21 protein-coding genes, 4 tRNA genes and 2 pseudogenes are annotated in these 22,463 nt (G+C 34.1%); 1 reads left to right on the top strand and 26 read right to left on the bottom strand.

Annotated features, from left to right (window positions below):
* Positions 1 to 7: 7 nt before the first annotated feature.
* Together BN30_RS06160 and BN30_RS06155 are read right to left on the bottom strand one after the other, a co-directional pair.
* A complete protein-coding gene (locus tag BN30_RS06160; RefSeq protein WP_019214631.1) occupies positions 8 to 1,729 on the bottom strand; it encodes an ABC transporter ATP-binding protein in 1,722 nt (573 codons plus the stop codon).
* Positions 1,713 to 3,467: an ABC transporter ATP-binding protein gene (locus tag BN30_RS06155; RefSeq protein WP_019214630.1), complete on the bottom strand. Its 1,755-nt coding sequence runs from the start codon at positions 3,465 to 3,467 to the stop codon at positions 1,713 to 1,715. Before BN30_RS06155 ends, BN30_RS06160 begins: the two co-directional genes overlap by 17 nt.
* Before the next feature lie 159 nt (positions 3,468 to 3,626).
* Here BN30_RS06155 and BN30_RS06150 point away from each other — a divergent pair, with 159 nt between their 5' ends.
* A complete protein-coding gene (locus tag BN30_RS06150) occupies positions 3,627 to 4,619 on the top strand; it encodes a helix-turn-helix domain-containing protein (protein WP_019214629.1) in 993 nt (330 codons plus the stop codon).
* A 154-nt stretch (positions 4,620 to 4,773) separates the two neighbouring features.
* Here the strand turns inward: BN30_RS06150 and BN30_RS09650 are convergent, their stop codons facing one another.
* The 24 genes and pseudogenes from BN30_RS09650 to BN30_RS06025 form a co-directional block, all read right to left on the bottom strand.
* Positions 4,774 to 5,799: a C40 family peptidase gene (locus BN30_RS09650; RefSeq protein WP_019214628.1), complete on the bottom strand. Its 1,026-nt coding sequence runs from the start codon at positions 5,797 to 5,799 to the stop codon at positions 4,774 to 4,776.
* 130 nt (positions 5,800 to 5,929) lie between these two features.
* Positions 5,930 to 7,861 carry a threonine--tRNA ligase gene (gene thrS / locus BN30_RS06140; protein ID WP_019214627.1) on the bottom strand — a complete coding sequence of 644 codons (1,932 nt, stop codon included), beginning with the start codon at positions 7,859 to 7,861 and terminating at the stop codon, positions 5,930 to 5,932.
* 291 nt (positions 7,862 to 8,152) lie between these two features.
* Positions 8,153 to 8,228 (bottom strand) — tRNA-Arg (locus tag BN30_RS06135).
* A 106-nt stretch (positions 8,229 to 8,334) separates the two neighbouring features.
* Positions 8,335 to 8,418: transfer RNA gene (locus BN30_RS06130), tRNA-Leu, on the bottom strand.
* A 4-nt stretch (positions 8,419 to 8,422) separates the two neighbouring features.
* A tRNA-Lys gene (locus tag BN30_RS06125) sits at positions 8,423 to 8,499 on the bottom strand.
* Between the two features lie 17 nt (positions 8,500 to 8,516).
* Positions 8,517 to 8,593: transfer RNA gene (locus BN30_RS06120), tRNA-His, on the bottom strand.
* 196 nt (positions 8,594 to 8,789) lie between these two features.
* Positions 8,790 to 9,701, bottom strand: coding sequence for a DMT family transporter (locus BN30_RS09220; protein ID WP_019214626.1), 912 nt, complete (start codon positions 9,699 to 9,701; stop codon positions 8,790 to 8,792).
* Positions 9,701 to 10,282, bottom strand: a complete 582-nt coding sequence (locus BN30_RS06110) for a hypothetical protein (RefSeq protein ID WP_019214625.1) — start codon at positions 10,280 to 10,282, stop codon at positions 9,701 to 9,703. The genes BN30_RS09220 and BN30_RS06110 overlap by 1 nt, the downstream gene beginning before the upstream one ends.
* A gap of 119 nt (positions 10,283 to 10,401) precedes the next feature.
* Positions 10,402 to 11,286 carry an S-layer homology domain-containing protein gene (locus tag BN30_RS06105; RefSeq protein WP_019214624.1) on the bottom strand — a complete coding sequence of 295 codons (885 nt, stop codon included), beginning with the start codon at positions 11,284 to 11,286 and terminating at the stop codon, positions 10,402 to 10,404.
* The gene (locus BN30_RS09215; RefSeq protein WP_019214623.1) at positions 11,286 to 12,065 is read right to left on the bottom strand and encodes a TraX family protein; all 780 of its coding nucleotides are present in this window, start codon (positions 12,063 to 12,065) and stop codon (positions 11,286 to 11,288) included. The genes BN30_RS06105 and BN30_RS09215 overlap by 1 nt, the downstream gene beginning before the upstream one ends.
* A gap of 1 nt (position 12,066) precedes the next feature.
* Positions 12,067 to 12,639 carry a histidine phosphatase family protein gene (locus BN30_RS06095; RefSeq protein WP_019214622.1) on the bottom strand — a complete coding sequence of 191 codons (573 nt, stop codon included), beginning with the start codon at positions 12,637 to 12,639 and terminating at the stop codon, positions 12,067 to 12,069.
* 8 nt (positions 12,640 to 12,647) lie between these two features.
* Positions 12,648 to 13,367, bottom strand: a complete 720-nt coding sequence (gene cobS, locus BN30_RS06090; protein WP_019214621.1) for an adenosylcobinamide-GDP ribazoletransferase — start codon at positions 13,365 to 13,367, stop codon at positions 12,648 to 12,650.
* Positions 13,364 to 13,897 (bottom strand): bifunctional adenosylcobinamide kinase/adenosylcobinamide-phosphate guanylyltransferase, encoded by a 534-nt coding sequence (cobU, locus tag BN30_RS06085; protein ID WP_019214620.1) that lies wholly within the window; start codon positions 13,895 to 13,897, stop codon positions 13,364 to 13,366. The genes cobS and cobU overlap by 4 nt, the downstream gene beginning before the upstream one ends.
* Positions 13,890 to 14,186 carry a cysteine-rich small domain-containing protein gene (locus tag BN30_RS06080; RefSeq protein ID WP_019214619.1) on the bottom strand — a complete coding sequence of 99 codons (297 nt, stop codon included), beginning with the start codon at positions 14,184 to 14,186 and terminating at the stop codon, positions 13,890 to 13,892. The genes cobU and BN30_RS06080 overlap by 8 nt, the downstream gene beginning before the upstream one ends.
* Positions 14,170 to 14,927 (bottom strand): annotated as a pseudogene (gene cobK / locus BN30_RS06075) (precorrin-6A reductase). Before cobK ends, BN30_RS06080 begins: the two are co-directional and overlap by 17 nt.
* Entirely contained in the window at positions 14,924 to 15,643 is a 720-nt protein-coding gene (cobJ, locus tag BN30_RS06065) for a precorrin-3B C(17)-methyltransferase (protein ID WP_019214616.1), read from the bottom strand. The pseudogene cobK and the gene cobJ overlap by 4 nt, the downstream one beginning before the upstream one ends.
* Position 15,644: 1 nt before the next feature.
* Positions 15,645 to 16,603 (bottom strand): annotated as a pseudogene (locus BN30_RS09210) (cobalt-precorrin 5A hydrolase).
* Positions 16,596 to 17,351, bottom strand: coding sequence for a precorrin-4 C(11)-methyltransferase (cobM, locus tag BN30_RS06055; RefSeq protein WP_019214615.1), 756 nt, complete (start codon positions 17,349 to 17,351; stop codon positions 16,596 to 16,598). Before cobM ends, BN30_RS09210 begins: the two are co-directional and overlap by 8 nt.
* Positions 17,344 to 17,847: a bifunctional cobalt-precorrin-7 (C(5))-methyltransferase/cobalt-precorrin-6B (C(15))-methyltransferase gene (locus tag BN30_RS06050; RefSeq protein ID WP_195890978.1), complete on the bottom strand. Its 504-nt coding sequence runs from the start codon at positions 17,845 to 17,847 to the stop codon at positions 17,344 to 17,346. The genes cobM and BN30_RS06050 overlap by 8 nt, the downstream gene beginning before the upstream one ends.
* 31 nt (positions 17,848 to 17,878) lie before the next feature.
* On the bottom strand, positions 17,879 to 18,469 hold the full coding sequence (cbiE, locus tag BN30_RS06045; protein WP_019214613.1) for a precorrin-6y C5,15-methyltransferase (decarboxylating) subunit CbiE: 591 nt from the start codon (positions 18,467 to 18,469) through the stop codon (positions 17,879 to 17,881).
* Positions 18,463 to 19,530 carry a cobalt-precorrin-5B (C(1))-methyltransferase CbiD gene (cbiD, locus tag BN30_RS06040; RefSeq protein WP_019214612.1) on the bottom strand — a complete coding sequence of 356 codons (1,068 nt, stop codon included), beginning with the start codon at positions 19,528 to 19,530 and terminating at the stop codon, positions 18,463 to 18,465. The genes cbiE and cbiD overlap by 7 nt, the downstream gene beginning before the upstream one ends.
* Complete coding sequence (locus BN30_RS06035; RefSeq protein ID WP_019214611.1) at positions 19,527 to 20,156, bottom strand: precorrin-8X methylmutase; 630 nt, start codon at positions 20,154 to 20,156, stop codon at positions 19,527 to 19,529. Before BN30_RS06035 ends, cbiD begins: the two co-directional genes overlap by 4 nt.
* Positions 20,146 to 21,447 (bottom strand): cobyrinic acid a,c-diamide synthase CobB, encoded by a 1,302-nt coding sequence (locus tag BN30_RS06030; RefSeq protein WP_019214610.1) that lies wholly within the window; start codon positions 21,445 to 21,447, stop codon positions 20,146 to 20,148. The genes BN30_RS06035 and BN30_RS06030 overlap by 11 nt, the downstream gene beginning before the upstream one ends.
* Complete coding sequence (locus BN30_RS06025; protein ID WP_019214609.1) at positions 21,444 to 22,460, bottom strand: pyridoxal phosphate-dependent aminotransferase; 1,017 nt, start codon at positions 22,458 to 22,460, stop codon at positions 21,444 to 21,446. Before BN30_RS06025 ends, BN30_RS06030 begins: the two co-directional genes overlap by 4 nt.
* Between the last annotated feature and the right edge of the window lie 3 nt (positions 22,461 to 22,463).

Raw genomic sequence — 22,463 nt, 5'->3', positions numbered from 1 at the left:
AAACCTCCTAATAAATAAATTCTTCTGCCATTTTTGTTTTTTCTATTAAATTCTTGTAAACTTTTGATTTTTGTAAAAGCTCTTCATGCTTGCCTTCACTTTCTAATTTTCCGTTTTCAAGAACTACAATCTTGTCTGCATTTTCTATGGATTTCATTCTGTGTGAAATGATGACAACAGTTTTATCTTTAATTAAATTGTTTAAAGACTCTTGAATTTTTTTCTCATTGTCAACATCAAGGCTTGCTGCTATCTCGTCTAAGATCAATATCGGTGCATCTTTTAAGAAGGCTCTGGCTATTGATAACCTTTGTCTTTCTCCGCCTGATAGTTCAGCACCGTTTTCACCAATAACTGTATCGAAACCCTTATCCATTTTTTCTATAAAATCTGTGCAATTTGCAAGTTTTGCTGCTCTTTTAACTTCTTCGTCACTTGCATCTTGCTTTCCGATCCTAATATTTTCCATAACGCTTTGATTAAATAGAACTACATCTTGGAAAACAATAGACACCTTATCAAAAAGGGATTCTGTTGATATTTCTTTTATATCTTTGCCATCGATTAAGATTTGTCCCTCGTCGTAATCATAAAGTCTTGATATAAGTTTCAAGATAGTTGTTTTACCGCAGCCACTTGCGCCTACTAAAGCAGTGACCTCGCCTTGCTTTGCTTTAAAGCTTACGCCATCTAAAACTTTTGCGTCTTTATTGTAGGCAAATTCAACATCTTTTAGATCAATATCAATTTTTTTTAAATTATAGTTATCGCCTTCTTGTAATTCTTGATTTTGGATTTCTTTTAGTCTTTCAATTTTTGGCGATAAATAAAATATTTCCATCAAGCCCTCTTTAGATGCATCTAAAGCGTCTTTTATCTTCATAGCTGCTAGTAAATATCCAACAAGGTAGAGAGCACTTATCTCTTTATTAATAATTAAATTTACACCAACAAATATCACAACAGCAAGGGAAATAAAACTAAATATTGAAGATATAGACATAGTTAAAATTGTAGTTATTTCTGTCTTTAAGTGCACTTTTTCGCTTTTATCCATTTTTTCATATAGCTTTTCTTTCATTTCTTCTGATAAGCCATAGGCTTTAATCTCCATTTGCATCTCGATATTCTCTTGAAAGCTTTCTGAGTTTTCTCTTAGAACGTCATAATATCTTTTTTCTCCCTTAACTGAATATTTTTTAGATAAAGGTATGAATATAAAGCTCAATATCGTTGGAATAATTACAGCTAAACCCATCTTGACATTGCTAACTAGCATCATGATGGATATTAGTGGGAAGAAGAGTGCCATACCGCCCACTTTTGGTATCGAGTGGCTCATTGCATGCTCTATACCTTCAATATCAGACATGATTGTCTGTGCTAGGTCTGAAATATCATGTTTAGAAAAGTATGACAGAGGTAATTTTGATAAATTCTCCGCTGTCCTTATTCTTAAGTCCGCACTTTCTTGATATGTTGTGCTATATAATTTATCGTATTCGATAGAAAGCAAAATATACATTGCTATCAAGGTCAAAACTGAGAATACTATATAAAATCCCTTGCTTTTAACAATATTTTCCAAAACTTCCTGAGCAAAAATCATTAGTAATATTGCAGGAAGCATGTTTATACAATAAACGAAAAATGAAGCCAGCGTTGCTTTACTTAAATTTCTTGCTCCTTTATCTGTAAGAGCAAATCTTTTTTTATAAAACTCCTTCATTTGAAACCCTCCATTCATTCGCACTGTTAAACATCTCTTGCAGTCTCTTATACCTTGTATCTTTTGACATTAATTCTTTGTCAGAGCCTCTTTCTATAATTTTCCCACAATCCATCACAAGTATTTCATCAAGGTCTTTAATTGTAGATAGCCTGTGAGCAATCATGATAACTGTTTTATCCTTCATAAGATTTTTGAAAGCTTTTTGCAATTCAAACTCGTTATCTGGGTCAATAGATGCTGATGCCTCATCCATAATAATAATTTTGGAATCCTTTAAAATTGCCCTAGCAATTGCAATTCTTTGTTTTTCTCCGCCAGATAAATAAACTCCTTTTGAGCCTATGATTGTATTTTCTCTTTCTGGGAATTTGTCTAGTATCAAATCGCATCCTGCTAATTTTAAGGCTCTCATAACGTCATCTTTGCCCGCATCTTTATTAGCTAAAGCAACATTGTCATAAATGCTTTTCTTAAATAATTTTGAACTTTGAAAAACAAAGGATATGGCTTTAATTAAGGCTTCGTCAGAATATTCAGATATTGGCATCCCGCCTATCTTTATGCTTCCTTCATTAACATTGTAAAAACCTGATATAAGTTTTGCTACTGTTGATTTGCCTGATCCGGATGAACCGACTAGTGCATAGGACTTTCCTTCTTCTAATTTAAAGGATAAATTTTCAATGACAGCTTTATCGTTATAAGCAAAGCTTACACCTTCAAATTCTATATTATAGTTTTTAAAATTATTGACATTGCCATGCACTAATTTGTCTTTTTGCATATCCTTGTAAAGTGCCTCTAAAGTATCTACTGCATAATTTCCTCTAGAGATGTTCAAGGAGTACCACATCATCCTCATAAATGAAACAAAGAGAACTCCTGATAAAAATAAAATCATGATAAGCTCAAGTAAAATCACCTTGGTACTGCCTAAGCTAGTCATAAAATAAACTATAGGAATAATTAAAATTGCAATCAGTCCAAAAAATAAGCATTGATACAAAACATAAGGCTTTTTACAAGATAGTGAATAATCATAAGCATACTTCGAGTAATCCTTTATCGCCTTGTAGAAACTTTTAAATGACTCAACATTTGCTCTAAATATCTTTACAACTTGCATCCCTCTAACGTACTCAACAGTTTCAGCGCTTAGTTTAGATAGAGCTTCTTGGTATATCTGCATAAATTTTTGCTCGCCCATCATTGCCCCCAAAATTAAGCCTCCGATTATTGTAAGAGCAAGTAAAGTGATACCAACTCTTATACTTACTATAAAGCCGAGTGCTAGTACAAGTACTGGTGTAACTATTGCCTGAGAGCTATCAGGTATCATGTGTGCTACTACCTGATGGGTTTGTGCGGCGTTGTCATCTATGATCTTTCTTATTTGACCAGATGGATTTAAGTCAAAGAACCTAAAACTAGCTTTCTCTAAACCATCGATCCCCCTCTTCCTTAAATTTGTTTCAAGCCTAAATCCCAATAAGTGTGAAAACATTCCTGAAACAAAATAAAATATTGCTCCACTTGTTAGTGTGATAACAGATTTTAATGCTATGCTCTCTGCACCAGATAAATCTGAATTAATTATTAAATTATCCAGAAATTTGTAGATTAAATAAAATCCATATACCGTAAGTACAGCAGATATAGCAGAAAAGACTATAGCTAAAAAACCAAGATATTTTTTATCCTGTACATAAGCAAATAGTTTTTTGTAAATCTTCATAATATTATCTCCTTTCTTTGATATTCCTTTTAGATAAAATTTTCTTTGCTAGCAAATATTATCCTTGCTTTTTTATTATACATCAGCTATAATTAATTATGCAATAGCTGCGGCTAACTAAGTCTATTAGGGATATTGTCTAAAAGGGATAGGTGTATTATGACATATTATGATTTTGTAAAAGAGTTTATGATGGTGGATGAATGTAAAAACAATAAGAAGTACTCAAGTGCAGGCCACACTTTTTGTTGGAAAAAAGAGGACTCTACTTATGGAGAAGGCCTATATTGGTTTTATGAAGGAGACGGCTTCATTATTGATATACATGATTTTTATATTAAAGAAGAAGTAATTCGAAATAGTACCTATAGCATGGCAGACTATGTATCAATTTACACAAGCTACATAGTTAGCGCAAACGGAGAAAAATTTAATCCATATCAAACGCTTACCGCGAACTCTTTATGTACTTTTGATTTTGATAATATAAAAGATGATTTTGTTTTTTTATTGCATGAGAATTGTTATTTTCTTACCGTTTCCATTGGCTTTAAAAAAGAACTAATAGAAAAACATCTTGAAGCTATAAATATAGATACAGAATCATTTTATTCAGCTTTACTTCAACCGAATCAAATTATTCTTACAAAGTCCTTAGAAAAAGTGGCTATGGAAATTTTAAATTGTAAGATGGATGCCCCCGCCGCTGATTTTTTCTTTAAAGCTAAGGCAAATGAGTGGATAAGTATAGTGATTGACACATACTTAAATAGAAAAAAATATAAAATTGAAATTGATGATGATAAAGCTCTTGAAGATGTCGCTAGATTTTTAGAAGATCATTTTGAAACGAATGTAAAACAAGGGACTCTTGAAAAAATATCTAAAATGAGCGGAACTAAACTAAAAAATCTATTCAAAGAGAAATATGGTCAAAGCATTACAGAGTATACTCAGAGAAAAAGAATGAATGTGGCTGAAACACTTCTACTAAACACAGGGCTGCCTATAAAAGAGATAGCAGAGTCTGTTGGATACACATCGGCAAGTAAATTCTCCATATATTACAAGAGATACAAAGGAAAACTTCCTAGTGAGGTACGAAATTCAGTTTGCAATCACCACGAGATAAAATGTGATCACTGCGAATAAAATAGCAAAGAAAGAATAAAATAGCAAAGAAAAAATAAAATAGCAAAGAAAAAGGTCTAGATATAACTAGACCTTTCTTATTGAGGCTCATACATGAAAATAATCTCATGCACCCGACATGAAAAAGAGCTCCATAATAGGAGCTCAATATAAATTATTTAATTACTCTTCTAGCTGCGACAAATCTTGGCAAATAATAACCTGAGTCGATGTCTGAAATAACAACGCTCATAAGCTGTCCACTTGATGCATGGACCATCTTGCCGCCCCCTATATAAATACCTGCATGTGATATACCAGAACCTGATGTATTAAATAAAAGTATATCGCCAGGAAGTAAATCTTCTCTCTCAACAGAAACACCGCATGAAACAAGAGCTGCTGATGATCTTGGAACAGTTATACCTAAAACACTCTTGTAGCAATAATAAACTAAGCCAGAGCAGTCGAAGCTATCTGGTCCAGCTGACGCGAATACGTATGGCTTACCTATTTGCGATTTAGCAAAATCTATAAGTCCAGCGACATCGTTTCTGCCAGCGTATGCTGATCTGTCTACTTCTACTTTTTCTTCTTTTAATTCTGTTAATGATATATCGTTCTTATGAGCTTTAAATGAATTAGTTCCATCACTTAATGTAAATGTTTGTCCGTCATAAGCAATTACACTAACCTTATCGTTTCTCTTTAATGCAAGCGTTTTATCTCCTGACTTTAAAGTCTTATTAACCTTTGAATATGCTTGTGTTGAATTAGCTTCTTTGATATTCTCTAAATCTTTAATATCAATAAATCCAACACGTTTCTTAGAGTCTACAAATATGTATCCATCGTCACTTTTTTGTAATAACTCAACAGTATCTCCTGGTAGCAAGTAATCAAAAGGAGCAAGCCCCTTAGACGCAGCAATACCTGTAAATGACACTACTTTATACATCTTTGTATCTTTGTGCGTAACTATCAAATAATCTTTAGAAATATCTATAACTTTTCCGCTTTTACTAACTGTATATGAGTCATTATCTTCATTTATTATGTTAACAATTTCTTTATCGCTAAATTTTACATTATCTTTGCTAACGAAAGGTTTAACCATAACGCCATAGTCTTTAAATCCAATCAATGAGATTAGAAATAAAGAAACTAGCAAGACGCATGATCTGTGATTTGAGTTTTTCATTATATTACCTCCCTTAGGTATTAGATATTATATAATAAAATCACAAAAAAATCAAGGAAAATCTTAAATTTCCCTTGATTATCAAATAAATTTTTTAATTTTTTCTTAATTTTCATACTTTAGTAGTATATTATTTATCTTCTTTTTTTACAATTTCTTTAGTATCGATTTCTTTTTTTATTCTAGCGATAAAGTCATCTAATGATACTTTTCCTTGATCTCCTAAGTCTCTATGTCTAATAGTAACTGTATTTGTATTAACTTCTTCTTCACCTATTATTAACATATACTCAACTTTTTCAACTTGTGCTTCTCTTATCTTCTTGCCAATCTTTTCATTTCTATCATCAAGAACAACTCTGTATCCCTTTGATTTTAGTTCATCGTAAACAGATTTTGCATAGTCGTTGAACTTTTCTGATATTGATAATATCTTTACTTGTACTGGTGCAAGCCATAGTGGGAACTTACCGATAAATTGTTCGATAAGTATTCCTAAGAATCTTTCTAATGAGCCAAATAAAGCTCTGTGAAGCATAACTGGTCTCTTCTTTTCGCCGTTTTCATCGATATATGTTAAATCGAAGTTAATTGGCATTTGGAAATCTAGCTGAATAGTTCCGCATTGCCAAGTTCTTCCTATAGCGTCCTCTAAGTGGAAGTCAATCTTTGGTCCATAGAAAGCGCCGTCACCTTCGTTTATAGTGTATTTAATACCTCTCTTTTCAAGTGCTGACTTAAGTGCCGCTTCAGCTATATTCCAAGTTTCTATCTCGCCCATGAAATCATCAGGTCTTGTTGATAATTCAACTGAGTATTTGAAACCGAATGTGCTGTATAAATAGTCTGCTAGGTCTATCATCTTAAATACTTCGTCTTCAACTTGTGATGGCAAGCAATATACGTGAGCGTCGTCTTGAGTAAATGTTCTTACTCTGAATAATCCGTGTAATGTACCAGAAAGTTCGTGTCTGTGTACTTGACCAAACTCAGAAAGTCTGATTGGAAGCTCTTTGTATGAGTGTTGGCTGTTTGCGTATACTATAGTTGAGCCTGGGCAGTTCATTGGTTTGATTGCATAATCTTTATCATCTATCTTAGTAAAGTACATATTTTCTTTATAGTGATCCCAGTGACCGCTTCTGTGCCATAGGTCTTCATTTAAGATGATAGGTGTTAAAATTTCGCCATAACCATTCTTAGCTAAAACATCTCTCCACCATGATAAAAGCTCGTTTCTAACGACCATTCCATTTGGATGGAAGAATGGGAAGCCTGGTCCTTCGTCATGCATGCTGAATAAATCCATCTCCTTGCCAATCTTTCTGTGGTCTCTAAGCTTTGCTTCTTCAAGTCTTGCTAAATGCTCATCAAGCATCTTCTTCTTAGGGAAGGATACAGCATAAATTCTTTGAAGCATTTCATTGTGCTCGTCTCCTCTCCAATAAGCGCCTGCAATTGAAAGTAGTTTAAATGCTTTAATCTTTGAGATGTCATAAAGGTGTGGTCCTTTGCATAGGTCAACGAAGTCACCTAATTTGTAGAATGAAATATGAGCATCTTCTGGAAGGTCTTCGATTAATTCTACTTTATATTTTTCACCAAGTTTCTTGAAGTGCTCAATCGCTTCATTCCTAGGCATTTCATATCTTTCAAGAATACCGCCTTCTTTAACTATGGCAGTCATTTCTTTTTCTATCTTTTCAAAATCTTCTGGAACAAATCTATGTTCTGTATCGAAGTCATAGTAAAAACCATCGTCAATTGATGGACCTATCGCGAATTTAACGTCCTTGTATAATCTTTGTATTGCATAAGCCATAAGATGGGCTGATGTATGCCAAAATATAGCCTTACCTTCTTTGTCTTCAAATTTAACAAATTTTACTTTACTATCTTCTTCTAGCGTTTCTTGTAAACCCATTGTTGTGCCATTAACAACGGCTCCTAATACATCTCTTAATAATACTTCTGATATGTCTTTGCACACATCATAAAGTTTGACTCCTTTTTCATACTCTCTACTTGAGCCGTCAGGTAGTGTTACATTAATTTTTGACATTTTTACCTCCTATAATATTAATGGTGAAATAAAAAAAGCCCACCATCCCTCAAGGGACGATGAGACCGTGGTTCCACCCTAATTACTTCTTTTCTAGAGCTATAACGTGCTCAACTCCGTGATTCCTTTCGGATCCGATTCAAGGTTAGTCTTCATATAAGTGCTTATAGGAAAATCACAGCCAGCATTCCCTCTCTTGATAAGCTTAAGTATACTACTCTTCCTCTCATTATCTTTAAATATTAATTTATTATATAGTATCACAAAGACTTTGCTTTGTCAAGAATTTTTTGGCGCATCTAAAAGGAGTCGAACCTTTGACCTGCTGATCCGGAGTCAGCTGCTCTATCCACTGAGCTATAGATGCCGATAGTTTATTAATCATGTTTATAGTAATGGCTTTGACATGATTATTTCAATGGATTAGTAAAACGTAATTTATGTATAAAAAAAAGAAGTGCGAACACTTCTTTTGGTGCGGGAAAGAGGACTTGAACCCCCACGTCGTTGACACTAGATCCTAAGTCTAGCGCGTCTGCCAATTCCGCCACTCCCGCATGTTGGTGATCCATCCGCGACTCGAACGCGGGACACCCTGATTAAAAGTCAGGTGCTCTGGCCGGCTGAGCTAATGGACCAAATTTTAAAAAAATTATGGGGTGGATAATGAGATTCGAACTCATGACCTCCAGAGCCACAATCTGGCGCCCTAACCAACTAGGCTATACCCACCATATCTCTGGAATTAAGATCACTTACTATGTTCAGCCAAACTAGTCAGTTCTCTTAACAAGTACTTTGCTATTATAACAAATAAAAGAAAGCTTGTCAAGACCTTTTTTAAAAAATCTTTACATTTTATTAATTTCTTTTATCTATTATTTAGTAAGTGCCTAATCTCATCAAGCACTCGTTTATTATACAACTATTATCCATCTTTGTCAATAGTTTTTTTAAATTTTTTAATTTTTTGTTTTTTTAAGCGTCCAAGGTTCTTTTGATTATATAAGAATAGTATTACAGCTGACATTAAAATTAAAACTATGCCTATATATTCTATAGGTTCAATCTTGTCTCTAAAGATTATAAATCCAAGTATCGCTGAGAAAATAACTGATGTGTAGTTATATATACTTACCTCGCCTGCTGGTGCATATAGATATGCAATTGTTAATAAATATTGACCTAAGCCTCCAAATACGCCTATAAGGACTAACCATAACCAATCAATTGGAAGTGGGCTCTTATATGTTAGTACTAAAGGTACAATTAAGCAAGCACACGTAACTGCGCCAAAAGCAAGCATAATTCTATATGGGTTCTCAGTTTTTCCAAGCGAGCCTATTATAGTATATGCTCCTGCTGCGAAAATTGCTGAGAATATACCTGATAGTGCTGGAATTAGATTGTAATTACCCGATGGATTTGTTACTAAGTAGGCTCCAATAAAAGCAACGACTAGAGACATGATATGAAATCTTGTTAATTTTTCATTTAAGAATATCGCCGCAAATATCATTACAAAGAAAGGTGAACTCTTTTGTAAAATAGCTGCATTTGCTGTTGGCAAATTCTTTGTCGCATAAAAATACATAACTGCACCGAATAAACCTAAAAAGCCTCTAAAAAATAGAGCAACTCTATGTTCTTTTACAGGAACTAGACTTTCTCCATGTTTTTTAAGCATTACAATGCTAAATATTGACAATAAGAAATTTCTAAAAACAACTTGTAAAAATATGCTTACACCTTCTGATGTAAGTTTAACAGCTATCTGCATTAGTGAAAATGCTAATGCAGATGCTATCATACATAATATACCCTTGGTTTTATCTTTCATTATTTAAATACAACCTCCATTATTTCTTTATCTAAGTCTAAGCTTCCATCTTCTTTAAGCTTCAAGCTAAAGTCCTTAGTCTTATCGCCATTCTTAACAGTAAATACGAACTTATCAAGATCGCTATCTGATATAGCTAGCTTTAGTCCAAATTTTTTACCTAAAGTAAATGACTCACCATCTCCATCAGAGTCACTTGACTTAATCACAAGATCAGTCTTGTCATCCTTCGGTATGATTAGATATTCTTTAGCATCGTCATTCTCGCTAAGACGTAATTCTTTTACATTGTATGCGGCAAATAAATCTTCCTTGTCATTGTTATAAGTAACATTTGCTATAGCAAGGACTTCATCATCTTTAAATTCGTCAAAATACTTGATATTTACCTTGTCCTTCATATCTCCAGCTTCTTTTTTGTCATCTTTTTCTTCAGCCTTATCATCAGCTTTATCTTTTTCTTCTGTTTTTTCTTCACTAGCAGTTTCAGTCTTCTTCTCTGCTTGTTTAGTGCTAGGTACTGAGCAAGCAACGCTAAGTAATGATATTGCTAATAGTAATGAAATTAATATTTTTTTCATAATAACCTCCAAAAAATAATCTCTAATAAATATTATACACTTGATAAATATAATTGTCAACACGATAAAAATCTATAAATAATATAGAAAACTGCTGGCACATGGCTCAGCAGTTAAAATTATATCTCAATTAATCTAAGAACTGTGACTAAAACTTCCTGTCTTGTCATATTCTTTTTTGGGTTAAATCTTTCTTTTGTATCGCCAAGAAGCATACCCTTTTTAATAACGCTATCAATTGCGCTAAGAGCCCATTTGCTCGCATCATCGTATTTAAGTTTATTCTCAAACTTGTCTTCCGCCTTGATTATGCTAGAGAGTTTATCCAAGATTACAGCTACTTCTTCTCTTGTAATTTTTCTATCTGGTCCAAAAGTTTTATCCTTATTATAAGTTAATAAATTTAATTTATATGCTTTCTTCACGGCAATGGATTTTGTGTCATTGACTTCTTCTTTTTCAAAATCCTTAATTGTCTTTTTGTACTCAAGCGCCTTGATTAGTGATTCAATAAATTCAAGTCTAGTCGCACTAGAGCTCATATCCTCTCTCATCGACTCAGTTACCAAGCCAAGTGTATCTGCTTTATGAATAAAATCAGCCGCCCACGAATCATAATTTTTCGCATTTAGAATATAGTTAAAAATAATAACGTTTGAAAAATCACCTTTTTTAGCATTTATTATAGGTCTTATTCTAATTTCAAGGCTCTTAGAAAATTTTATTTCCTCTTTAAAACTGTGTACATATTTGCGAGTTTTTTCTTTATATTCAAGTGTGATAAGATTGTCAAAATCATCGCTAAGCCATTTGCGATTATCTATTTTGTAGTCAAGCTCCAAATTTTGATAAGCTTCATTAGTATCGATTTCAATCTCGATTTTATTATTTTCAAATTTAGCTGATTTAATATTTATAGTTTTGATAGCTTCCTCAGCCATGAGCCTAGGTGAAGCAAGGCTTATTAGCATAGCTATTACAATTAAAATTATCGTCTTTTTCATTAGAATATTGCTATCGGGTTTTTTGCTATATACATTCTTAAGAAATAAATTAATAATAAATGAACTGGGTAGAATGCATAGAAGAAATATTTAAAACCCTTTCCCCTTTCTCCATTATATAAATACATTAGTACGAAGGCTGTCATTTGATAATAAAAGCCATAGAAGAAGCGTGTTGACATACCAACCATTAAGTTTTGGAATTTATTGAATCTCACAAAATACATTAGTATTATTAAAATTACACCAAATATATCATAATCAGTTCTTAAAAATTTGGCTGCAAATATACAAAGTAATACGCCAGCTATCCTTATAAATGGCTGATTTGCAAATTTTTCTATGATGATAAGTGCTGCTAAGCCTAAAAATAATGTAAAGAATACGTTTTGATAGTTTGGATCAAAAATTGTGTTTGAACTTACTAGGTCAAATGGCACTTCTGAAATAAAAGCGAATATAAATAATCTTAGTGCATATTTCATTCTGTTTCTTGTATGCATAAAGCCTTGAACTATGAAAAAACAAAATAATGGAAAGGCAATCCTGCCAATCACTATCCTACCAAAGAAGTGAATTTTATCCATCATCTCGCCTGTTACGTACGATCCGCCAATGGTGATGTTTGCAGCGCTGATTATATTTTGATACAAGCCCACTTCAAAAATCCCGTATACTAAATGGTCAACAAGCATTGACAGTATCGCTATAAACTTAAGCTGTGTTTGATTTAATCCCCCAATTTTTTTATTTTCAAATAATTTTGTTTGTGCTTCCATTTTAATCTCCGTAATTTAGTTTATTAATGATAGGAAAGCCATCTATAACTTCAATTTCGCATATTCTAGCGTTTTCTATCTTAAAATTATAATAAGCTTCTTTCTTGCCGATAACTATGGACAATATAGTCTTGATAAAGCCCTCGTGCGATATAACAACTATATCCTCATCAAGCTTTGACTTCTCTTCATAAAATTCTTCTGCGCGCTTCCTTAGATCAGTGAATGATTCGCCGCCAGGAAACTTAAATGTAAATGGCTCCTCAAAGCGCTTCTTTGTCTCTTCAGGATAAAGTATCTCAAGTTCATCGAATGAATGTCCTTGAAACTCGCCTAAATCTATCTCCCTAACCCTCTCATCAATTTCGTATGACTTAACACCGAGTAGATCAGCTGTCTCTTGCGCTCTGAGTAAATTTGATACAATAACTTTTTTATCGCTAATATCTTTGTACTCATCTCTTAAGGTCTTTACCTGAGCTTTGCCATTAGCCGATAATTTAGTATCGACGCGTGATGTGATCTTTTTTAAATTGTCTTCTGATTCGCCATGTCTTATTAAATAAAATTTCATATTACCCCCTATATGATGAATAAATTCACTGTTTCCGATAATTCTATGGCTGCGCCAATAACATCTCCTGTCGCGCCATCTATTTTCTTAAGTGAAATTATATATAATATTATAAAAATTATTGCTTCGATAATTAAATACATTAAAACTTTGTAATCAAATAAAATGCTAGCTACTATAATTACAAAATTCATAAAATTTATTAGAAAAATATTTTTGCTATCTTTAAATGTCTTGAACAAAGTGCTGCTATCAGCGCTTTTAAAGTAGATAAAAGCATTCATCGCAAGTGTTTTTGAGTAAATAAATATAAATATGTAGTCCCATTTAAAGCCTTGAAGCGCCAGCTCTCTAAAAGCAAAAAATTTCGCAGCAAGTACTATGACTATGCTTATTACGCCAAAAGTACCGACTGTAGAATCCTTCATTATGGCCTTCATTCTGTCCTTGCTTCTATTTGATAAAAAGGCATCGGCTGTATCGGATAGACCATCCATGTGCAGCGCGCCTGTTATAGCCAGATAAAAAATTATATTTAGTAATGCAAGTAAATCCATGGATATTTTATCACGCAAAAATATTGTCGGAATAAATGTGAATAAAGCTATAATTAAGCCAACAAAAGGAAAGAAACATAGCATTGCTCCTATGTTTTTCTTATTAAAATCAATTCCTATATTTATTGGCACTCTAGTTAAGAATTGCAAGGCTAGTATTAGTCCCTTCACTTTATCTTCACTCCTATGGACGCGATAACGTAATAAACCTCGTCCGCATTTTTAGCGATGTATTGATTGATTTTTCCGTGCATATCTCTAAATAGTCTCGATAATTTTGCTTCTGGCACAAGTCCTGCACCAAGCTCTGATGAAACGATAATTAAATCAGCATCCATTTCTTTTATATTTTTAAATAAAACTGCAAATTCATCTATCACAAGTTTTTCTACTAAACTTGCATCTTCATCAGTAATATCTCTATCTTTAACGTGATCAAAAAGTATGTTTGTGAGCATATTTGTCACATCGTCAAGAAAATAGTATTTAGTCTTCATATCGATGGACGCAAAATTATCATAAGCTTCTATGGTAGTCCACTTAGTATTGCGCCTTTTTTTATGAAGTGCAATTCTATTTGCAAATTCTTTGTCAATGGCTTTAGCAGTAGCTATATATGTCACGTCATCGACACCCTTATAAATATCTTCAGCAAATTCACTCTTACCGCTTCTTGCTCCGCCTAAAACAAGCTTAATCATTGTCTTTATTCATTTCTTTTTCAAGATTTGCGATATATTCTTCTGCCTTTTTTTGATTGTACTCTCTAAACTTTTTTATTATATAATCATAACCCTTTGGTCTATGAGGTAATAAACAGTCAGAGCAGTCCTTAATACCAGCTGCCATCTTATAATTGCCGCCACACTCTTCCATTAGATATAAAGGACAATAACAGAACAAGCAGTTAAAATCCTCAGTGTTATCAACTTTATGGCAAGGCATGTAAGCACATTTCTTGTTATTAAAAAATCTATATGAATCTTCCATAATTAGCCTCCACGTAATTAATTAATTCATCTATGCTATGTATAGCATTTTCTTCTTCTCTTGTAATTATAACACAAATAATATTTGTTTGTAAACAAGCATCAAGTTTAGCGTCAGTTCCGCCTACCTTGCCGCTTTCTTTACTAACTAAATATTTTATATCGTACCTATTGATCAAAGCGACATTTTCTTCAAGTGTGAATGGACCCATCTGAGCAATGATGTTTTTCATTTCGATATGATTGTCGTCGCAAATCTTTATGCTCTCAGCACTCGGTAAGACTCTATAGATAAATCTATTCTTGCCCTTCACTTTTTCAAAATCTTTTATCCTGTTCGAACCAGTCGTGAATAAAAAATTTTCTTCCTTATCTTTTAACGTGTCAATATATTTAAAAGCCGCCTCATATGATGGCACTCTAACTATATTATCCTTTTCTTCGTAGTCCAAAACGCTTCTCGCATAACGAAGGTAGCTTATATTCATCTCTTTCGCTGCCTCTGAAGCGTTCTTAGTTACCTCAACTGCGAATGGATGTGAAGCATCTATAATCATGTCAATATTATTTTTTTGATAAAATCTTTAAATCCGTCCTTATTCATCCTGCCCATGATTAAATCCTTTGATGCATAAAGTTTTTTTCCGCTCTCTGTTGCTACCGATAGATATAATTCGTACTTGTCCTTAAGTCTTTCGTATATCTCTTCGCCTTCGCTTGTTCCGCCTATGATCAGTATCATAGCTTGTATCCCCTAGGCGTAATGAACTTGCCATTCTTAATATAGCTTTGGCTATTGCCAATGATGACAGTAGTATTCATCTCGCAGAAATCATAATCAACGTCAGCAAGCGTACCGATTTTATAGTCCATGCCTTCTCTTAGAGCGTTTTTAACCATGGCAATAGGTGTCGATGCATCTCTATATTCTCTAATTATATCAAGTGCTTCTTTTAAGTTATCTACTCTCTTTTTGCTCTTTGGATTATATAGAGCGATAACCATGTCAGCATCAGCGCAGTTCCTAACCCTCTTTAGAATAAGATCCCAATCAGTAAGTAGGTCTGATAAGCTGATTAAAGCTGTGTCATGCATTAAAGGCGCGCCAACAACGCTCGCTGACGAGAACGCAGCGCTCACGCCAGGAACTACCTCGATATTTATACTTGAATCTATTTCATAAACAAGACCAGCCATGCCATATAGACCTGAGTCGCCTGTTGAAATAATGGCAACAGTCTTGCCTTTATTGTACTCATCGATAGCAAGCTGACATCTTTCTTTTTCGCCAGTCATGCCAGTTTTGATAATTTCTTTGCCAGCTATAAAGTCCTCTACATAATCAAGGTACTTTGTGTATGCGACTATTGTATCCGCTTCTTTAATCGCGTCCACTGCCTTAAAAGTCATATTTTCTTTTGAACCGGGTCCTATGCCCACAACATATAATTTATTCATTTTATATCTCCTCCGTAATTGAAAATGTTATTGAATCGATAATCTTTTTTGTTAAAATAATTTTGCCGCCAAGTAGTTTCGCCGCCGCCTCACTAACTGAGTAAGCACCTGTAATCTTCTTAACAAAATCAGACTTTTCCGAGACATCTACCTTGTTAAGTTCATCTGCTGTATAAAAATTAGCTCTCTATCATATTTTTTGCAAAGCTCTAGAAGTGCCTCTTCGTCTTTTTTTATATCGATTGAGCCAAAACGCTTAATTGCCTTTGGATTTATGTCCATCTCTTTAAGAATTTCTTGAAAAGCTTTTTCTAAAACAGCAAAGTCCGTGCCTCGTCTTAGTCCTATGCCCATATTGTATTTTTTCTTTATGATATAAAGAGTATTTTTATCATCATTTATCATATAGCCTTCATCTTGGATTATGGCGTAGTCTGCTTCACTTCTATCGTTCGTGAACTTTTCATATTTAAAATCAAAATCATCTGCATCTAGATAAATTTTTTTATTATTTACTATGGCACCCATAATTATTGTAAGAGCTTCTCTTGAGTTATATGCAAAATCATTGTCTCTTAAATAAATGTCAAGCGCTTCTAGACCTCTATTGTCTGAGGCTGTTGTTATGACAGGCTCTGCGCCTATGGTCTTAGCAATATCTATGGCAAGTTCATTTGCCCCGCCTATGTGCCCAGAAAGAAGCGATATAACATGCTTTGCCTTGTCGTCAATCACAAGAACTGCTGGATCTGTGTACTTATCCTTTATTAAATGAGCAATTTTACGAACCGCTATGCCAGTAGCGCTAATGAAAATTATTGTTTCAATTGAAGACCATTCTTTTTCTAAAACTTTATCAATATTTTTATCTTTATAAAAAATTTCTGCATCAAAGCTAGAAGCTATGGTTTTTGCTATAGCAAGACCGGCCTCGGTGTAAGTGATAATAATCTTATTCATGTGCTTTTCTATACTCAGTCGAGAAGCTTGGATCATAAAGTTTACTTCTTTCGTAATGAGCATTAATAAAATTACCAACAAGTATTAGTGCGTGCTTAGTAATCTTGTGCTCTTTGGCATCTTTAACAAGATTTGCAATGTTTGTATAAATAATTTTTTCATCTGCCCATGTCGCTTTATATGCGATAACTACGGGCGTATTTGGATCTTCATAGCCTTCAAGTAAAGCCTCTTGAACCTTTTCTGTTAGTGAAGCCGAAAGATAGATTGCCATAGATGTCTTGTGCTTAGCTAGCTCGGCTAGTTTTTCAGTCTCAGGAACCTTAGTCCTTCCCTCCATGCGAGTGATGATGAGCGTTTGACTAACTTCAGGTAGAGTGAATTCCTTAGCTATTCTAGCGCAAGCAGCTGTAGCACTTGTAACGCCTGGAATCACTTCGTATTTGTATCCAAGTAAGTCCAGCATATCTATTTGTTCCTTAATTGCTCCATATATGCTTGGGTCGCCTGTATGTAGTCTAACCGTGTTTAAACCAGCTTCCTCTGCTTTTGTAAACTCTTCTATAACTTCTTCCAAAGTCATCTTAGCTGAGTCAAATACCTTTGCGCCCTCTTTTATCCCAGATAATATATCCTTCGATACTAAAGAGCCAGCATATATAATCACGTCCGCTGCATTTAATAATTTTAGTCCCTTAACTGTAATTAAATCACTATCCCCAGGTCCTGCACCTACAAAACTAATCATTCTTTTCACCCCTCACAATAATCACCGGATTTTCAGCTATCATCATCTCAAGCTTCTCCGCTCTAGACACATTTATCATGTATGTATCAATGTTTTTATAATTTCTCTTTTTTAGTAAATCTTTAAATTCATAAGCATTTTCAAAAATAATAAAACTAGCGATTACAGTAAAATTATTTTTTTCATCAAGCTTATCCATAATGCTCTCTAAATTTTTTCCTGAGCCGCCGATGTAAACCTTGTTAAAATCAGCTCCATCCATTCCCTCAGGCGCCTTGCCCTTTATGAGCTTAACATTATTTAGGCCGAACTTTTCAAAATTTTTCTTCGCTACCTCTATAGCCTCGTCATTTCTTTCAATCGTAGTGACCTCTTTACAAATCGCGGCCATTTGACAAGTGACGCTGCCAGTGCCCGTGCCTATCTCCAAAACTTTGTCGTCTTCACCCACGTCTAGTAAACTCACTATTGCGTTTCTCTTTATGAACTTCGTCATAGGGACCTCACCTCTGATGAAGTCCTCGTCCTTAAACCACTTCATTTATAATAATCACCACCGATAAACTATTTTCTATATCAATCTCATCGTCCGCATCGTAAGTCTTAATTATTTCTCCATTTTGAGATAAATTTGTGCCAACGATAAATTTTCTTTTAATATTTTTTTCGTCCAAATATTTTTTTATAGCCTTTGGATTATTGTCCTTGTCACATAAAACTATAACCTTATCATTATTCATAACTATGGTCTTGAATCCATCATCAAGCTCTCTTCCGTGAAGAGAATATGTTTTTGCTTCGTTCCAATTAACTTGTGACTTGCTCATTAGGTACTGAAAAGCTGTTATAGACGGAATAACCTCATCAATGGCTATGCCCTCACGCTTCAGATAATCAACTGCGCCAAAAAATGATGGGTCGCCAGATAATAATAAAACGCCTTCTGTAATATTTTTTAGATCTTTAACAGAAATTTCATTTATATGAGTGAATTCATCTTCAAGCTCTTCCTTGACCCTTTTAAACGCATAAACCTTAGAAGCATTTTTAATAGTCCTATAGGCTCTAACGCTCATATATTCACTTTTACCTGGTCCTACTCCAACAACTATTAACAATCTAAAACCCCTTTTTCAAACGAATATACTTTTACGCTGACTTCAAGCGAATCATCTTTTAAATAAGTTTTAACGCGTTTTTCGCTTCCCTCTTCCATAGCGCACAAAACATCCTTGTAGCCTGCATCATACAGATAATTGTAGCATTTTTCTGCTGTGATAAAGGCATCCACCTCTTTAATGAGTTCATAAGGCTTATTCATCATCGCTAAATAATACACAAAGGCCTCCATACGAGTATCGGCGTTCTTTGAATGCGTGTTAAATACACCAATCGATAGCTTAGCAAACTTACCTATGTGACCAATAAGAGTAATCTTTCTAAAACCAATTTCATAAGCCATCTTTAATGAGTCGCCGATGTAATTACTAGTTAAAACAACATTTTCTTTTATACCAATGCTATTAGCCTCTTTAAGGCCGTGACTGCCTGGCGTAAGAACGATTTCTCTCGAACATTTATCAAGATAAAGCGTTTTTATCTCTAAATTTATAGTTTTAAGAAGAGCATCTTCACTCATAGGCTTAACTAGCCCAGTAGAGCCGATTATCGAGATGCCTCCTTCAATGCCAATGTTTGGATTAAAAGTCTTTTTGCCAATCTCTACACCCATGGGCGTAAATATAGTAACGTCAGCGCCTTTATCAGTTAAAAGCTCGACTTCTTTTGTAATCATCTCTCTTGGCACCTTATTTATAGCGTACTCGCCTTTCTTGCCAAAAATTGAATCATTTGTATAAACGCCAACGCCTTCGCCACCTTTGATAATGACCTTGCCATCATCTCTTAAAGAAACTTTTGCAAAAATCTCTATGCCATTGGTTTGATCAGGGTCATCACCAGCGTCCTTTATAACCGAGCTTATGGCGTAGCCACCCTCCTTTTCATTAGAGTTGATAGCAACATTAATAGTCTCATTGCAAGGAAGGTCTATATCATATTCACTAACTGGCGCGTCCAATAGATTTATAAGCGCTGCATGTGTTGCAACAGCCGCGCATGTGCCTGTTGTGTAGCCATATCTAAGGCTTTTACCATCAACTATATCGTATTTATTCATTTTCTGTATAAAATATATAAAAGCGCGTTAATTATTGATGCTGCTACGTTTGAGCCGCCTTTGTTGCCTACTGTCGAGATTTGTGCTATGCCTACTTCTCTAAGCGCTTCCTTTGATTCAGCAGCTCCAACAAAGCCTACCGGCACACCAATAACTGCCTTTGGATGAATTTTTTCTTCTTTAATCAGTTCTATGATTCTATATAGAGCGGTTGGCGCGTTGCCTACTGAATATATGGCTATGTCTTCACCTATAGTCTTCTCTATCGCTTGGTAGCTTCTTGTTGTTCCTTTTTCTTTAGCAAGCTCCCTTACGTCGTCGTCCTTGATGTGATTAATGATCTCGCAGTTTAGCTTCTTTAAGCTAGTTTCATTCACGCCTGCCATAGTCATCCTTGTATCAGTATAAATCTTGGCACCATTTTTAAGCGCATCAAGTGCTTCATCAAGAAAATTATTTCTTATATCAATTATGTTTTTATAATCAAAATCGCCTGTCGAATGAATCATTCTCTTCACTATAAGCTTTTCGGTATCAGTAAACTTAGTGCCTTCAAGCTCCTTATCGATTATGTCCATACTTGTGTTTTCAATATTCATGGGGTTGTTGTCGTAATTATACATCATTTTCACCTCTTAAACTATCTATCTTTTTATAAAAATATTCTTCATCTTGAACAAAGGAAATGTTTTGCTCAATCGCAACGACTCTTTCGTTTGCAAAAGAGCTCGTCCAAGTGTCTTCTCTATATGGTTTTTCTACCTTAAATAAATTAAATTCATTATCACTTAAGCTGCTCTTATGAAATTCTTGCGAATGGAAAATTTTGTCTTGATCAAATAAAAAATTCTTTCTAAGTGCTTTTAGATAAGCGTAACCAAAGTTATGAAGCCTTTTTTCACTAACAGCCTTGCCATTCATAATGCCAAGCATCTTGTGCTCGTTAAAGCTTTCTGCTAAAAAGTAAGTCGCTTCACCTTCGGTAAATATTTTTCCGCCATTATCATAATATTTTTTTATGCTTTCTAAGGATTTTGATTTTTCGATTATCTCTAAATGATCTTTTAAATTGCCTCCGCCAATGTAAAGTAAATCAGCTTCAGGAACTTCTTCCTCGTCTAACACAGAAAAATATTTCACATTAAAATATTTTTCTAGAAAATCAATATTCTCTTTGTAATAGAAATTAAATGCCTTGTCATAGGCTATCGCTACTCTAGTTTTTGATTTTGGAAAATCTTTTTTTGCTTCTGTCTTTGCCGCTTCGAAATATTTTAAAAGTTTTTCAAAATCTATCTCTTTTTCTAATTTTGCAGCTATTCTGTCAAGCTTCTCATCAAAAGCCTTGATATCACTTGGCAGTTCTAGTCCAAGGTCCTTGTCCTCTATAACAAAGTCCTCGTCCATTTCGATATTGCCAAAAACTTCTAAGCCAAGTTCTTTTTCTACTAGATCCTTATATATCGTATATAATTTTGCATGTGTTTTATTAAATATGACGCCAACAATATTATCAGCGTAGTCTGTAAAGCCTTTTAGCTTAGCAATTAGTGAAAACATCTCGCCCTTTGGTGTAAGTACTAAAACAGTTTTAAGTCCCAAAGCTTTTGCATTAGCATAAGTTGATGCCTCCATCGTATTATATATGCCGTCTAGGTAGCCCATGACTCCTTCTAGAACACAGTAGTCCGCATCACTTGCACCTACTTCAGTTGCGCCACTCTTTTGCATGAAGATGTCAACATTACCATAGTCCCCCTTAGATGCGAATGAGCCGAGTCTTGAATCGATAAAATCGGGTCCACTCTTAAGATACTTCACTTTATTATTTTTATTCGCAAGCAGTCTTGCCAAAGCTAAACTTATAGTTGTCTTGCCGCTATTTGAGTTCATTGCGGCTATGCATATGCCTTTCAATTTTCTATCTCCCTTAGTTTTTCGATTAAATAATCATTCTCTTCACGAGTTCTTATCGCAAGGCGCACGTAATTTTTCCCAATATTCTTGTAGCCTTGCATCCTTCTTATTAATATACCCTTTTCTAGCATAATCTTATACATTTCTTCGTCATTATATTTTTTTAATTTAATTAAATAGAAATTCGCATCGCTATCTATCATCTCAAAATTTTTAAAATCTTTATATAAATTTTTTAATCTAGCTCTCTCTTCTTGATAATATTTTTTTGTTTGACTTAAATATTCTTCGTTATTTGCCAATAATTTTGCTGCTTCATTTTGTATAAAGCCAGTCGACCAAGCAAGACTCAATTCATCGTAGTAGTCTTTGAAATCCTTAGGCGCATAGGCAAAGCCAAAGCGCACGCCTGGCAAAGCAAATGTCTTTGTCATGGCTCTTACAATAATCACGTCTTCATCCTTAAATAATTTTATGCTGTCATAATCATGCAGAGTAAACTCAATAAAGGCCTCGTCAAGTAAAAGTGTCGCACCATGCTCTTTGCAAATTTCTTGCGCCTTAATTAGTTCTTCTTTTTTTAATAATCTGCCATTAGGATTATTTGGGTTAGTGAGTATAAGTAAGTCATTCTTCTTTAAAATATTTAATTCATCAAAATTTATTTTAAAATCCTTATAATTTATTCTAATCAGTTCTTTTTTGTAAACACTCGCTCTAAGCTCGTACTCGTAAAACGAAGGGTCAAAAATAACCACTCGACTCGCCCTGTGTATCGCCTTATCAATTATCTCTATAGACCCATTGCCCAGGATAATATTAGACGCATCACAAGCCAAGTAAGTGGCTACATTATCTATCGCTTCTCTCGCTTTTATATCAGGATAAACATTGACATGGTCAAAATCTTCCCTGATAATTGAGAAAAGTCTTTCGTTCATATTAAATACGTTTATGTTAGAGCTGAAATCTATGAGTTTTTTATCATAATCATAAAAATTGGCTCCGTGCATAAT

This window comes from Fenollaria massiliensis (assembly GCF_000312505.2).
Taxonomy (GTDB): Bacteria; Bacillota; Clostridia; order Tissierellales; family Peptoniphilaceae; genus Fenollaria; species Fenollaria massiliensis.
This window is presented reverse-complemented; position numbering and strand designations above follow the sequence as displayed.

What these genes read in the sequence shown, in the direction of transcription:
- BN30_RS06160 (WP_019214631.1), bottom strand. Translation starts at nt 1,729, where the DNA reads ATGAAGGAGTTTTATAAAAAAAGATTTGCTCTTACAGATAAAGGAGCA.
- BN30_RS06155 (WP_019214630.1), bottom strand. Translation starts at nt 3,467, where the DNA reads ATGAAGATTTACAAAAAACTATTTGCTTATGTACAGGATAAAAAATAT.
- BN30_RS06150 (WP_019214629.1), top strand. Translation starts at nt 3,627, where the DNA reads ATGACATATTATGATTTTGTAAAAGAGTTTATGATGGTGGATGAATGT.
- BN30_RS09650 (WP_019214628.1), bottom strand. Translation starts at nt 5,799, where the DNA reads ATGAAAAACTCAAATCACAGATCATGCGTCTTGCTAGTTTCTTTATTT.
- thrS (WP_019214627.1), bottom strand. Translation starts at nt 7,861, where the DNA reads ATGTCAAAAATTAATGTAACACTACCTGACGGCTCAAGTAGAGAGTAT.
- BN30_RS09220 (WP_019214626.1), bottom strand. Translation starts at nt 9,701, where the DNA reads ATGAAAGATAAAACCAAGGGTATATTATGTATGATAGCATCTGCATTA.
- BN30_RS06110 (WP_019214625.1), bottom strand. Translation starts at nt 10,282, where the DNA reads ATGAAAAAAATATTAATTTCATTACTATTAGCAATATCATTACTTAGC.
- BN30_RS06105 (WP_019214624.1), bottom strand. Translation starts at nt 11,286, where the DNA reads ATGAAAAAGACGATAATTTTAATTGTAATAGCTATGCTAATAAGCCTT.
- BN30_RS09215 (WP_019214623.1), bottom strand. Translation starts at nt 12,065, where the DNA reads ATGGAAGCACAAACAAAATTATTTGAAAATAAAAAAATTGGGGGATTA.
- BN30_RS06095 (WP_019214622.1), bottom strand. Translation starts at nt 12,639, where the DNA reads ATGAAATTTTATTTAATAAGACATGGCGAATCAGAAGACAATTTAAAA.
- cobU (WP_019214620.1), bottom strand. Translation starts at nt 13,897, where the DNA reads ATGATTAAGCTTGTTTTAGGCGGAGCAAGAAGCGGTAAGAGTGAATTT.
- BN30_RS06080 (WP_019214619.1), bottom strand. Translation starts at nt 14,186, where the DNA reads ATGGAAGATTCATATAGATTTTTTAATAACAAGAAATGTGCTTACATG.
- cobJ (WP_019214616.1), bottom strand. Translation starts at nt 15,643, where the DNA reads ATGAATAAATTATATGTTGTGGGCATAGGACCCGGTTCAAAAGAAAAT.
- cobM (WP_019214615.1), bottom strand. Translation starts at nt 17,351, where the DNA reads ATGATTAGTTTTGTAGGTGCAGGACCTGGGGATAGTGATTTAATTACA.
- BN30_RS06050 (WP_195890978.1), bottom strand. Translation starts at nt 17,847, where the DNA reads ATGACGAAGTTCATAAAGAGAAACGCAATAGTGAGTTTACTAGACGTG.
- cbiD (WP_019214612.1), bottom strand. Translation starts at nt 19,530, where the DNA reads ATGAATAAATACGATATAGTTGATGGTAAAAGCCTTAGATATGGCTAC.
- BN30_RS06035 (WP_019214611.1), bottom strand. Translation starts at nt 20,156, where the DNA reads ATGATGTATAATTACGACAACAACCCCATGAATATTGAAAACACAAGT.
- BN30_RS06025 (WP_019214609.1), bottom strand. Translation starts at nt 22,460, where the DNA reads ATGCACGGAGCCAATTTTTATGATTATGATAAAAAACTCATAGATTTC.